This window comes from Paenibacillus pseudetheri (genome assembly GCF_924513355.1).
Lineage (GTDB): Bacteria > Bacillota > Bacilli > Paenibacillales > Paenibacillaceae > Paenibacillus_AQ > Paenibacillus_AQ pseudetheri.
In genome coordinates, this window is sequence record NZ_CAKMAB010000004.1 from 104,713 (window position 1) to 117,205 (window position 12,493).

Below are 12,493 nucleotides of genomic sequence, written 5' to 3' on the forward strand. Positions count from 1 at the left end.
GTGCAGAAATTTTGATAGGATTTGAACAGAATATTACTTAAATTAGGAGGTAAATTATGAAATCGGATAAAATATCAGAAGCCGTTGTTCGCAGACTTCCTGTGTACTTGCGTTTCTTGAATGATCTCCAGAAACGTGAAATATTAACCGTTTCCTCACAAGAACTAGGACAAAAACTTGATTTAAATCCCGCTCAAATCCGTAAAGATTTAGCTTATTTTGGAGACTTTGGCCGAAAAGGTATCGGGTATGACGTAACTTATCTTATTGAAAAAATCCGCCATATTCTGAAGCTGGATCAACAATTGAATGTGGCTCTAGTAGGTGCTGGTAACCTTGGACATGCATTATCTAATTACAATGCTTATTTGAAAGATACTATGAAGATTACCGCTATATTTGACTCCTATGCACCTAAGGTAGGACGGAAAATCAACTCTCTTACCGTTCAACCGATGGAGGAGCTTGGTCAGACGGTTCGTGAACAAGGGATTCGAATTGGGATTATTACAGTGCCTGATTCAGAAGCGCAGAATGTAGCTGATATTCTCATTGAGTCTGGCATTGAGGCGATTTTGAATTTTGCACCAATGATTCTAAAAACACCACCGAATATCCGGGTTCATGCTGCCGATTTTACAACGGATTTGCAAAGCCTTGCTTATTATTTGAAAGACGGAAAGGAAGAAAGCGGAAATGAAGAGCAGTAAAACGATTATTAAGGGCGGGCGATTTCTTATTCCGGGAACGGATGAGCCGGTTCTGAGTGGATATATGACTATTGAAGATGATTTGATCACTTACATAGGAAAAGAAGAGCCTTTAATGGAAGATGGTGTGCAAATTGTTGATGGCAGTCGTCTGCTGTTTATGCCAGGTCTGGTAAATACACATGGCCATGCTGCAATGTCATTGCTTCGTGGTTATGGAGATGATTTAGCACTTCAGGTGTGGCTTCAAGAGAAGATGTGGCCGATGGAAGAGAAATTCACCGGAGAAGATGTATACTGGGGAACCTCCTTATCAGTACTAGAAATGCTGAAAGGTGGCACTACAACCTTCCTGGATATGTATGATCATATGGATCGAGTAGCTGAGGTAGTCGAATTATCAGGTATTCGTTCCGTACTGATGAGAGGCGTAATTGGCTTATGTCCAGAGGAAGTACAGAATCACAAGCTTGCGGAAGCGATTTCTTTTGCGCGCAACTGGCATGGTAAGGCTGACGGCAGAATTACGACGATGATCTCGCCTCATGCCCCATATACTTGCCCACCGGACTTCTTCGTTAAGTTTGTACAGGCGGCACATGATTTGGATTTACCAATGCATACCCATATGTCCGAGACGAAACGCGAAGTGGAGCAGAATGTGGTGGATTACGGACTGCGGCCTGTAGCGCATTTAGAGAAGCTTGGAATGTTCACACGTCCGTCTATTGTTGCTCATGGCGTTCATTTGAATGATGAAGAGATCGAGATTCTGGCTCGTCATGATGTAGGTGTGTCTCATAACCCAGGAAGTAATCTGAAACTGGCTAGTGGAGTGGCTCGGGTTACGGATCTTCTAAAGGCTGGTGTGAAGGTGTCATTGGGTACAGATGGTGCGGCAAGCAATAATAATCTGGATATGTTTGAAGAGATGCGTCTTGCAGCCCTCATCCATAAAGGTGTAAGTGGTGATCCGACGGCTGTTCCAGCTCCGGAAGCGCTGCGTATAGCTACGGAGTATGGAGCAAAGTCTATCTTTTTAAATGATGTGGGTAGACTCGCTGCAGGCATGAAAGCGGACTTTATCGCGATTGATATAGACCAGCCGCATTTGCTACCACACACAGATCTGTTGTCTCATGCTGTATACTCTGCCAGTGCCAAGGATGTTGAGCATGTATGGGTGAACGGTAAACAGGTTGTAAAACATGGACAATGTGTAACGTTAGATGAGGAAGCAATCCGTCGTAAGGCGCAAGAATCCTTTGATGGACTGCTTAAACGGTAGTCTAAGATCAAAACGAATAACTGAAAGGCTGTGACTTTCTGCGATTGCAAAGTTACAGCCTTTTGTGTTTCTGATCATTAGATCATTGAATTGGATATGAAACTTTGGATAAACACACAGGTGTGTTATATAATCAAAAAAGATATATTACTAGAAAGGGAGCTGCACCTTGAAGAAAAGGAAAAAATGGATCCTCCTGGGGTCAGTTCTGATTCTGCTCCTTCTGTTCGGACTTATCCAGTTCTATGCTTATATTATGAAAGATCAATGGAACGAGCGAGATATCGCTAAGGATGTCGCCAAAACCAGTGCTGGTCTGACAGAGGTAACCAAAGCGCAGAAATCCGTGTGGGATGAAAATGCGGTGTACTGGGTCTTAACAGGGAAGAATGAAGCCGGGACCGAGTTGATGGTTTGGGTGCGTTTTACTGTAGACGGGAAGTTTGTTGAAGGAACCGACGCAGTATATGCTGAAGAACTAAGTAAAGGGACCTCTGAAGCGAAAATGCGTAGCCTTATAAAAGCCGATCTTCCGGACATCAGCATTGAGCGGTTGTTGCCAGGAGTGTATAACGGGGAGTATGCTTGGCAGCTTTTTTATAAACAAAGCGGTCGATATTATTATCAATTTTATCGGTTCTCAGATGGGGCTCGAATGGGTGAAGGTTACAGTTTACCTAGCCGCTAAATTAAACAAAAGCATTATAGGAGAAACAAGCGGATCATTTATGGTTCGCTTGTTTTTGTTCAAACGGATATTTGTTTGATATACTAAAAGTATACGAAATGTGATATACTATAAGCGTGGTTTTTTTATATAGGTATTTAAAGATTCATATGAAAAAAAGGTCTGTTAATTAAGAGTAACAGCCCTTTTTTTGTCGAAATAAATCAATAAATTTAATAAAATGGAAAGAATTAAAAAATAAAATTTTAAATATCTTCACACTTTTTTTCAATATAGTATATACACCTATGATATACTACTGTTTGTAATTAGAACAGTGTAAGTAGAACGTTAGGCTCTGATGAGCTCTTAGCAGCTATGACTTTGGATCATTCTGTTTACATTTTTTCATCTTTGAGAGGAGGACGTTTCTTGAAATTACGTCTTGTACCTGTACTGATAACGTCTCTACTGTCGGCTATGCTATTATTCGGAGGATTCTTTTTATATCGTCAGTTTGCTTTGCAGGAACCGCTCCAAAAGATTGTAACTGGATTTGAGGGAGTAAATACTTCACATATTAGTATTAACCGCGATGAGGTCACTTTGAAACTTGATTTGCAGCCGGGCACGAATTTACGTGATCTAGTATCATATGTATCCAAAGAAGGAAAATCAGTGATTGAAGGACGTAAACTTAAACTCGATGTGGAGCAAAATTCAAGTGAACTATTGGATGATTACTGGGATAAAGCGATGTTCTCTGTTGCTGAGGCCATGGAGAGCCGTAAATATACAATTATACCTACAGAACTTGATAGATTGAAACAGCAAAATACGCAATATAAAGATGTAATAGCATCTACTGATATCGACGACAACAATGTATACGTAAGCTTGAGTAATGGAAAAGAAAGCAAATTTATTATTTTGCCGCGAAAACCTGCGACTTTGGGGGTATGGAATAATGCCTAAGTACCTTAAAGAAATTTTACTCGGATTTATTCCTGTACTGTTTATTTTCATGGCTTTTTTAGGTATTAATATATTCCCGATTGTTATAGCAGCTGGGATGCTTACTGCACTACTTATCATTGCTCATTTGCGTGGCGGGCTTACGGTGAACGCTGGTGCTGGAAAGAAACGCAAGAAGGAAGGACCTTCAAAGCTCACTTTTGAAGAAATAGGTGGGCAAGACAATGCGAAGCAAGAGCTTCGTGAGGCGCTCGATTTTTTGATCCGTCATGAGGAGATCAGTAAATTTGGGATTCGTCCTTTGAAAGGGATTCTACTCACTGGCCCTCCAGGAACAGGTAAGACCCTTATGGCCAGAGCGGCTGCGCATTATACAAACTCTGTATTCGTGGCTGCATCAGGCAGTGAATTTGTAGAAATGTATGTTGGTGTCGGGGCCGGTCGGATCCGCGATTTGTTCAAGGATGCTCGTAACCGTGCTGTTAAGGAAAACAAACAAAGTGCCATTATTTTTATTGATGAAATTGACGTAATTGGCGGTAAACGTGAAGGCGGCCAGCAGCGTGAATATGATCAGACCTTGAATCAGCTGTTGACTGAGATGGATGGTATTTATAATAACGAAACTCCGCGTATTCTACTGGTAGCTGCAACAAACCGGAAAGAAATGCTTGATTCGGCATTGCTGCGTCCTGGACGCTTCGACCGTCATATTCAAGTGGACATGCCTGACAAAAAAGGCCGCAAATCGATTCTCGAATTGCATGCGAAGAATAAACCTCTTCATCCAGATGTGAGTCTCGACAAAATTGCTGAAGAAGCCTATGGTTTTTCCGGTGCTCAGCTTGAAAGTGTCATGAATGAGGCCGCGATTTATATGATGCGTGAGGACTTGACGAAAGTTGAGCAGCGGCATCTGTCGATGGCGATTGACAAAGTAATGATGGGTGAAAAAACGGATAGAGAAACAAATCACGAAGAGAAAAAGAGAGTCGCCATTCATGAATTGGGACATGCCATCATGGCAGAGCTCCTTCGTCCCGGAAGCGTTAGTCAGGTTACGCTGACTCCACGGGGGCAAGCCCTTGGTTATGTGCGACATAATCCTCAGCAAGAGCAGTATTTGTACACCAAAGATTATTTGGAAGATCAGATTATGATTGCACTTGGTGGAGCAGCGGCTGAAGAAATGTATTATGGTGGACGAAGCACAGGTTCACGCGGTGATTTCGATCAGGCGCTGAATATTGTGGAAACGATGATGAAGTCAGGTTTAACTTCGCTGGGTATCGCCAATCTGGAAATGGTTACCACTGAAGAGCTTATGAAGGAAAATAGTAAGATATTGGATGAGTTGATGACGCGCACTCGTGAGCACCTTGAAAAGCAACGAAATGTATTTGATTACTCTCTTGACATTTTAATGAAGGAAGAAGTACTCTCTGGAGAGCAATTTCGATGTCAATTTCGTGACAGCGTCCTTTTACCAGCATAAATATTTATGCTGGTTATTTTTTTTTACTTTTCAGGCATGCTAAGATATCATTATATGTCGGGCTTTATAAATTTTTGCGACAGACAAGGTACAATACAAAAGTATAGATACCTGAAAGGATGGAGACTTTTTTATGAATTTCAAAAAAATAGGTGTCATCGGCGGTGGCACAATGGGACAAGGTATTGCTGAAATGTTAGCAGCCAAAGGCCTGGATGTATTACTAGTGGAGAAAACCGCGGAGAAACTGGACTACTCTTACGAAATGATCGAGACAAGTCTAGATAAGCAACTGGAGAAATGGGCGATTACTCAAGCAGAGAAGAAGCTGATTCTTAGCCGTATTCAAAAAGTGACACATTTCGCGGAGCTCAGCTCTTGTGATATGGTTATCGAAACCATTGTTGAGGATTTGGATGAAAAGAAAAAGATTTTGAATCAATTGGATCAAGTATGCCCGAACCACATTATTCTTGCCAGCAATACATCAACACTTAGCTTGACTGAACTTGCAAGTTCTACGATGTATCCGGAACGCGTGATCGGAATGCACTTCATATATCCTGTAGCTAAAGTGGATCTTGTAGAAATCGTACGCGGTCTGAAAACTTCAGATGCTACTTTTGAAGATACAAAATCCTTCGTTGATGAAATTGTTGAGAAAAAAGGTGTAATGATTTATGAATCCCCAGGATTTGTAACATCACGCCTCATTTGCTTGTTTATCAATGAAGCTATGCATGTGCTACAAGAAGGCGTTGCCTCCGCACAGGATATTGACGATGCTATGCGTATTGGTTATCAATTTCAAAATGGACCGCTTGAAATGGCGGACAGATTTGGCCTGGATTCGGTACTTGCTGCACTTGAAAATATGTTCCGTGAATACGGAGAACTGAAGTACCGTCCTTCTACAATTCTTAAGAAGATGGTTCGTGCAGGACAACTGGGTATGAAATCAGGAGAAGGCTTCTTCAAGTACGACAAGGATGGTGACCGTGTATGAATATTTTAGTTATTAACTCAGGTAGTTCTTCTTTGAAATATCAGCTGTATAACATGACAGATGAATCGGTTTTGGCTAAAGGTTTGGTTGAACGTATTGGAATGGATTCCTCCATTCTGAATCATAAACCGACTGGCAAAGCGGAAGTGACAGAAGTAAGCGAAATTCTGGAACATAATACTGCGATCCGCAAAGTCCTTGCTTGTCTTACAGACAAAGAGCATGGTGTAATTGAATCTATTAATAAAATTGATGCTGTAGGTCACCGCGTAGTGCATGGTGGTGAGTTCTTCAAAGCCTCTGCACTTGTGGATGCTGACGCAAAAACGAAAATTCGTCAATTGTTTGACCTTGCACCACTGCATAACCCAGCAGCAATGATGGGGATTACGGCTTCTGAAGTAAATATGCCGGGTGTACCGCAGGTTGTTGTATTCGATACTGCATTCCACCAAACCATGCCTGAAAAAGCTTATATGTACGCTATTCCTAGAGTACTGTACAATAAATATAAAGTTCGTCGTTATGGCGCACACGGTACATCACATGACTTCGTAAGCAAGGCTGCTGCGGAGTACTTGGAGCGTCCACTGGAAGATCTGAAGATCATTACTTGTCATATCGGTAACGGCGGTAGTGTAACTGCAGTTCAAGGTGGAGTGTCCGTGGATACTTCCATGGGTATGACACCTCTGGAAGGTTTGATGATGGGTACTCGCAGTGGTGATCTTGACCCAGCAATTGTCCCTTACGTGATGAACAAGGAAGAATTGTCCGTAGGCGAAGTTAACTCCATGTTGAATAAACATAGTGGTCTCTTAGCAATTTCGGGCGTAAGCAGTGACATGCGTGATATTATTGATGGTATGGAAAAAGGTGAGCCTAATTCCACGCTAGCTTTTGAAATGTATGAATACCGCTTGCGCAAGTATATCGGTTCATATACGGCTGCCATGAACGGTGTAGATGCGATCGTATTTACTGCCGGTGTTGGGGAAAATGCTTCATTACTTCGTGAGAAACTGCTAAATAACCTTACTTTCCTGGGTATTGAGTTGGATGCTGAGGCTAACAAAGTTCGTTCCGGCGATCCACGTCGTATCTCTACGGCAAATTCCAAGGTACAAGTGCTAGTAGTTCCGACAAACGAAGAACTTGTCATTGCACGTGATACACACCGTATTGTGCAAGGAATTAACGGCTAAATTAGAGGAGAGATTGAAGGCATGGCTAACAAGAGTGTAATTAAGAACGTGAATGAACATGTTGGAGAGAGTGTTGTTATCGGTTGTTGGGTAAACAACAAGCGCTCCAGTGGTAAAATTCAGTTCCTGCAGCTTCGCGATGGTACAGGTTATATTCAGGGAGTTGTAGTGAAATCAGAAGTGCCTGAAGAGGTATGGGATGCAGCTAAGAGCCTCACACAGGAAAGCTCTTTGTATGTGACCGGAATTATCCGTGAGGAACCTCGCAGTCAATCTGGTTTTGAAATGACTGTAACAGGAATTGAAGTCCTGCATCTTACAGAGAATTATCCGATTACTCCGAAAGAGCATGGCGTAGATTTCTTAATGGATCACCGTCACCTCTGGCTGCGCGCCTCGAAGCAGCGGGCTGTTCTGGTAATTCGTGCGGAGATTATTCGTGCAATCCAACAGTTCTTCAACGAGAGTGGATTTACAAAGGTGGATCCTCCGATTCTGACGCCAACGTCAGCAGAAGGAACTACGAACTTGTTCCACACGAAGTACTTCGATGAGGATGCCTATCTAACACAAAGCGGACAGTTGTATATGGAAGCAGCGGCAATGGCACTAGGCCGTGTATATTCCTTTGGACCAACCTTCCGTGCAGAGAAATCTAAGACTCGTCGCCACTTAATTGAGTTCTGGATGATTGAGCCGGAGATGGCCTTTACAGATCACGAAGAAAGCTTGAAGGTTCAGGAAGAGTTTATTAGCTTCGTAGTGCAATCCGTGTTGAAGAATTGCCGTGCGGAATTAGAGGCGGTGGGTCGCGATGTTTCCAAGCTGGAGAATATCAAAGCTCCATTCCCACGCATTACTTATGATGACGCGATCAAGTTCTTGAACGATAAAGGCTTTGAAGATATTGCTTGGGGTGATGATTTCGGTGCACCTCATGAAACAGCAATCGCAGAAGCATACGATAAACCTGTATTCATTACTCACTACCCTGCTTCTTTCAAAGCGTTCTACATGAAACCAGATCCAAATCGTCCGGAAGTCGTGCTATGTGCGGATATGATCGCTCCAGAAGGCTACGGAGAGATTATTGGTGGCTCACAGCGGATCGATGATCCTGCACTGCTTGAAGAGCGTTACAAAGAGCATAATCTTTCGATGGACTCTTACAAGTGGTACATGGATCTGCGTACTTACGGATCTGTACCTCACTCTGGTTTTGGACTTGGACTTGAGCGTACTGTAGCTTGGATCTGTGGCCTTGACCATGTACGTGAGACTATTCCATTCCCACGTACACTGTACCGTCTCTACCCATAAGTTCTTATATTTGAAGGGGGACGTTCATGGACGGCAAAGGATGGAGTACCTGGGGCGAAGGCGTCTCCTTCGGTCTGGAGAACGGAATGGCCGTCATACCTTACGCATTACTGAAGTATTACCGAAAGCTGAATTTAAGCGGAAGTGAAGCTATGCTGCTGATACATCTGCTTTCTTTCAGGCAGGTGGAAGGGATTGACTTCCCTTCTCTTGAGGAGCTTCAGGTTGTAACAGGCCGTAGCATATCCGTTCTAGCAGGAGAATTGCAGAAGCTTATGAAGGAAGGTTTTATTAGCATCGATGGAGACAACGATGAGCTAAGAGACATCCATTATGAACGCTACAATTTCTCAGGGTTATACGGAAAGCTTGGTGCTTATCTAGCGACAGTTGTACAAGAGCATGAGCAAGATAAGCACGTAGGTGGCTATGCAACGTCGGCACCGCGGGCTGCTTCAGGGGGTGGATTCGGCGGAAAGCCCTCCTCATCTCCTTCTCAAATTGGGGCTGAAGAAGAAAGTCGAAACCTGTTCAGTATTTTCGAAAAGGAATTCGGACGTCCGCTATCTCCAATGGAGTGTGAGACGATATCCAGTTGGGTGGATCAAGACCGGTATCCAGAGGAGCTGATTCTGTTAGCGCTGAAGGAATCTGTATTTGCAGGAAAGGTTCATTTCCGCTATATTGATCGAATATTGCTGGAATGGGCCCGCAACCGGGTCAAGAACGCTCAGGATGTAAAGAACTATACACAAAAATTCCGCAATGGCGGAAGATAGATCGTTCAGGAGAGGACCGCATTGCTTTAGCCCATCGCTAAAGTCAGTGCGGTTCTTTTTAATATTTTTATAAAAAGATGCAGGGGTAGTTGTAATCGGGCGCGTCTATTGCTGTGGGAAGGAGGGGAGAGTCATTGAAGAAGAGGTATTAATCCAGCGGATTTGCCAAGGTAACGAGGATGCATTCCGTCAATTTGTAAATACATACAGTCAACAAATTTACAAAATTACTTATTCTGTATTACGCGATGTCAAAATGGCTGAAGATGCTGCTCAGGAAGCTTTTTTACAAATGTACAAATCTCTCCCTGACTACCGTTATCAAGGCTTAAAGTCATGGATTACAAGGATCGCCTTAAATAAGGCAATTGATGCGAAACGTAAACGTGATCGAGTTAGGGAGCTTCCTGTTGACTATGAGCTTGTACTGAGCCAGACCGCTTCCAACGAAGAGGATGTGTTGTCAGGTGTGATACGCCGTGATCGGATGGATCGGCTGCTCGGTGAAATCAATAGCCTGCCTGAAACTCATCGTGAAATTATGGTGGCTTATTATCTGGAACATAAAAGATATGATCAGATTGCTGCAGAACAGGGAATTTCCCTGAAGACGGTAGAGTCCAGATTATATAGGGCGAGACAATGGATTCGAAATCATTGGAAGGAGGACGAATGGCTATGATGAAGCGTGGAGACGATCTAATCCAACGGGAACAAGCAAAAGCTTATATTGAAGGTCACATGGACGAGGCGATCAGAGAAGATTGGGAACGTTTGCTGCTGGAAGATGAAGAAACGTTTACTTCATACATGAAAATGTTGGATGAGCTACAGGAGGATCTGCCTTCATTGGAGAATTCGTCTGTTTTTACAGAGAGAGTCATGGGAGATTGGGCTAACCTGACGGAATCTTCTGCAGCATTGGAACAAGTAACGGTTGAAGAAGGGGGACGGCGATATCGCTGGTATGAAAAGACAATCTTTCATTATGCGGTTGCCGCGTCACTTACGCTGTTGATAATGTCATCTGGTATGTTTGATAAGCTGCACACAGGTCAAATGGAACTAATGATCCCTAAAAAAGATAATTCCCTATCATTTAGCGAGCAAGTCATACAGGCAACTAGCGGATGGTTGGATCAGCTAATGGGCAGCAGAAAGTGATGAGAGGAGAAATGAAACATGCAACAGCAGCATAGTAAATTAAAGGCTTTTTTTCTTAATTTGATTCCTGGAGCAGGTCATTATTATATCGGAAAACGTCCACAAGGAATTGTTTATCTTCTGTTAAGCTTTGGCATCTTGTTTATGTCATTCTTAATAGCTGTGGCTGAAGGAGCTGAGGAAATTTTAATAATGGGTGTGATGGGATTCCTACTCATCGGGATGATCTCGATGGTGCATCTGGTGGTTAAAATGCTGCAGATGCCTGCTCCGATAATGACACCAGATGGATCGAAGTTTGATTTTTCTTCAATGCCCGTTAAGACAGAGGATAATGAGCGTGTACATGTAATCTTATTATCGTTCATTCCAGGATTGGGTCATTTTCATATGGGGTTGATGCAGCGAGGATTGTCTTTCCTCATTTCCTTTTTCGGTTTCATGACCGTGATGTTATTCCTGGCAGGGATTACGTCAAGTGATGCATTCCTTCTCCTATTTGGTGTATTACCAGTGATTTGGTTATATTGTATGTTTGATGCGGTTCAATTAATCCATCGCAAGCAAGCTGGAGAAGAGCTGGTAGATCGCACTTTGTTCGAAGAGATGGAGGCTGGCCGAGAGGAGGGGCGCCGTAGCAAAGTTTTGGCAACACTGCTGTCTGCTTTTCCGGGTGCCGGACAAATGTATCTAGGGCTTCAAAAAAGAGGATTACAGCTCATGTTACTATTCCTAGGAAGCATTTATGTCATGGATCTACTGCGTTTAACGCTACTCTTCTTCCTGATCCCAGTCATTTGGTTTTACAGTTTGTTCGATGGCTTACAGCTTGTCAGCCGACATGGACGTGAACCCCTGCAGGATAAGCCAGTCATAGAAGGATTTTTAAATCATCAAGGATGGCTTGGAGCTGCTCTGATGTGTCTAGGACTGTATTACATTGTAGTTAATGTCGCAGTTCCCGCGCTTGATATCAGATATCCTGAATGGCGTTTGGAGTATAGAGTCAATGAATATTTCAGGACCATTATCGTATCTGTGCTGTTGATTGGCGGTGGTCTGAAGCTAATGGCGGGAAGCAAGAACAATAAAGGGAGAAAAGGGACAGGTGGTCGTTCTTGAATAATCCGACAGAATTACAGCAGGGAGTCATTGTTCCAAGTGAGCGTCCAGTCACTGAAGATAAATCAAGACGCTGGTGTGTAGGAACGTTGTCGATGGGACTGAGCCTTTTATTTCTGGGAGCACTAATTATGGTCTCGCAGTGGAGAGGTGCGGAAGTGTTCGAGACGACTTTAGCTTGGTGGCCGATCATTTTTATATTATTAGGCTTAGAAATAGTAATATACACTTTATGGTTTCGTGGAAAAGGAAAAATGTATTATGACGTGCTAAGCGTTCTGTTCGTAGGGTTTATAGCTGTATGTTGTTTGGTTTTTGCGGGATTTAGTTCTTTAGGATTAACACAGGAATTTCGCCGTACCATTTCAGCTGTGGAAGAAAGCTACGTCTTGCCAGATTGGAAGGGAGCCGTTCCAGAAGGCGTTAGTACCATCATTATCCAAGCAGCTGAGCCATATGGAATTAAAGTGGATCAAACGGGTGGAAACGAGCTGAATGTATTTGGAAGTTATTCTTCAAATATAGGGAAGCTGCAAGAATCACAAGAGCAACAGCTGCTTCAAACTAAGCATGTTGGGAATACGCTATACATCATTTTTGGGGAGACTCCTAGAAATCTGTTATTCGATAATTCTAGGAATACGCTGGACGTGACTGTTGGGGCTCCGGCTAATGTTAAAGTGATTGTTCGAGATACTATGGAAATGTTATAGCGAGCTAATCATGGCCGTTACTTGAAAAAAAGATCGCTTCCTTACCAAT

The 12,493-nt window shown here is 43.0% G+C and carries 13 protein-coding genes; all 13 read left to right on the forward strand.

What is annotated here, in order from left to right:
* Positions 1 to 56 precede the first annotated feature (56 nt).
* The 13 genes from L1028_RS04925 to L1028_RS04985 all read left to right on the forward strand — a co-directional run bounded on the left by L1028_RS04925 (position 57) and on the right by L1028_RS04985 (position 12,444).
* Positions 57 to 710: a redox-sensing transcriptional repressor Rex gene (locus tag L1028_RS04925; RefSeq protein WP_234531960.1), complete on the forward strand. Its 654-nt coding sequence runs from the start codon at positions 57 to 59 to the stop codon at positions 708 to 710.
* On the forward strand, positions 697 to 1,998 hold the full coding sequence (locus L1028_RS04930) for an amidohydrolase (protein WP_234531962.1): 1,302 nt from the start codon (positions 697 to 699) through the stop codon (positions 1,996 to 1,998). The genes L1028_RS04925 and L1028_RS04930 overlap by 14 nt, the downstream gene beginning before the upstream one ends.
* A gap of 169 nt (positions 1,999 to 2,167) precedes the next feature.
* Positions 2,168 to 2,686, forward strand: coding sequence for a cell wall elongation regulator TseB-like domain-containing protein (locus L1028_RS04935; protein WP_234531963.1), 519 nt, complete (start codon positions 2,168 to 2,170; stop codon positions 2,684 to 2,686).
* A gap of 411 nt (positions 2,687 to 3,097) precedes the next feature.
* Positions 3,098 to 3,640 carry a hypothetical protein gene (locus L1028_RS04940; protein WP_234531964.1) on the forward strand — a complete coding sequence of 181 codons (543 nt, stop codon included), beginning with the start codon at positions 3,098 to 3,100 and terminating at the stop codon, positions 3,638 to 3,640.
* On the forward strand, positions 3,633 to 5,135 hold the full coding sequence (locus tag L1028_RS04945; RefSeq protein WP_234531965.1) for an AAA family ATPase: 1,503 nt from the start codon (positions 3,633 to 3,635) through the stop codon (positions 5,133 to 5,135). The genes L1028_RS04940 and L1028_RS04945 overlap by 8 nt, the downstream gene beginning before the upstream one ends.
* 133 nt (positions 5,136 to 5,268) lie before the next feature.
* A complete protein-coding gene (locus L1028_RS04950; protein ID WP_234531968.1) occupies positions 5,269 to 6,141 on the forward strand; it encodes a 3-hydroxyacyl-CoA dehydrogenase family protein in 873 nt (290 codons plus the stop codon).
* Positions 6,138 to 7,346 carry an acetate/propionate family kinase gene (locus L1028_RS04955; RefSeq protein WP_234531971.1) on the forward strand — a complete coding sequence of 403 codons (1,209 nt, stop codon included), beginning with the start codon at positions 6,138 to 6,140 and terminating at the stop codon, positions 7,344 to 7,346. Before L1028_RS04950 ends, L1028_RS04955 begins: the two co-directional genes overlap by 4 nt.
* A gap of 21 nt (positions 7,347 to 7,367) precedes the next feature.
* Positions 7,368 to 8,666 carry an asparagine--tRNA ligase gene (asnS, locus tag L1028_RS04960; RefSeq protein WP_234531972.1) on the forward strand — a complete coding sequence of 433 codons (1,299 nt, stop codon included), beginning with the start codon at positions 7,368 to 7,370 and terminating at the stop codon, positions 8,664 to 8,666.
* Positions 8,667 to 8,692: 26 nt separating this feature from the next.
* Positions 8,693 to 9,445 carry a DnaD domain-containing protein gene (locus tag L1028_RS04965; protein ID WP_234531974.1) on the forward strand — a complete coding sequence of 251 codons (753 nt, stop codon included), beginning with the start codon at positions 8,693 to 8,695 and terminating at the stop codon, positions 9,443 to 9,445.
* Between the two features lie 226 nt (positions 9,446 to 9,671).
* A complete protein-coding gene (locus L1028_RS04970) occupies positions 9,672 to 10,127 on the forward strand; it encodes an RNA polymerase sigma factor (RefSeq protein ID WP_234532240.1) in 456 nt (151 codons plus the stop codon).
* The gene (locus tag L1028_RS04975) at positions 10,124 to 10,609 is read left to right on the forward strand and encodes a hypothetical protein (protein ID WP_234531976.1); all 486 of its coding nucleotides are present in this window, start codon (positions 10,124 to 10,126) and stop codon (positions 10,607 to 10,609) included. The genes L1028_RS04970 and L1028_RS04975 overlap by 4 nt, the downstream gene beginning before the upstream one ends.
* 18 nt (positions 10,610 to 10,627) lie before the next feature.
* A complete protein-coding gene (locus L1028_RS04980; protein ID WP_234531978.1) occupies positions 10,628 to 11,731 on the forward strand; it encodes a hypothetical protein in 1,104 nt (367 codons plus the stop codon).
* Positions 11,728 to 12,444, forward strand: a complete 717-nt coding sequence (locus L1028_RS04985; RefSeq protein ID WP_234531980.1) for a hypothetical protein — start codon at positions 11,728 to 11,730, stop codon at positions 12,442 to 12,444. The genes L1028_RS04980 and L1028_RS04985 overlap by 4 nt, the downstream gene beginning before the upstream one ends.
* The last annotated feature ends 49 nt before the right edge of the window (positions 12,445 to 12,493 follow it).

Excerpts from the sequence above, each read along its gene's own strand:
- L1028_RS04925 (WP_234531960.1), top strand. The coding sequence starts at position 57 with ATGAAATCGGATAAAATATCAGAAGCCGTTGTTCGCAGACTTCCTGTG.
- L1028_RS04930 (WP_234531962.1), top strand. The coding sequence starts at position 697 with ATGAAGAGCAGTAAAACGATTATTAAGGGCGGGCGATTTCTTATTCCG.
- L1028_RS04945 (WP_234531965.1), top strand. The coding sequence starts at position 3,633 with ATGCCTAAGTACCTTAAAGAAATTTTACTCGGATTTATTCCTGTACTG.
- L1028_RS04950 (WP_234531968.1), top strand. The coding sequence starts at position 5,269 with ATGAATTTCAAAAAAATAGGTGTCATCGGCGGTGGCACAATGGGACAA.
- L1028_RS04955 (WP_234531971.1), top strand. The coding sequence starts at position 6,138 with ATGAATATTTTAGTTATTAACTCAGGTAGTTCTTCTTTGAAATATCAG.
- asnS (WP_234531972.1), top strand. The coding sequence starts at position 7,368 with ATGGCTAACAAGAGTGTAATTAAGAACGTGAATGAACATGTTGGAGAG.
- L1028_RS04965 (WP_234531974.1), top strand. The coding sequence starts at position 8,693 with ATGGACGGCAAAGGATGGAGTACCTGGGGCGAAGGCGTCTCCTTCGGT.
- L1028_RS04975 (WP_234531976.1), top strand. The coding sequence starts at position 10,124 with ATGATGAAGCGTGGAGACGATCTAATCCAACGGGAACAAGCAAAAGCT.
- L1028_RS04980 (WP_234531978.1), top strand. The coding sequence starts at position 10,628 with ATGCAACAGCAGCATAGTAAATTAAAGGCTTTTTTTCTTAATTTGATT.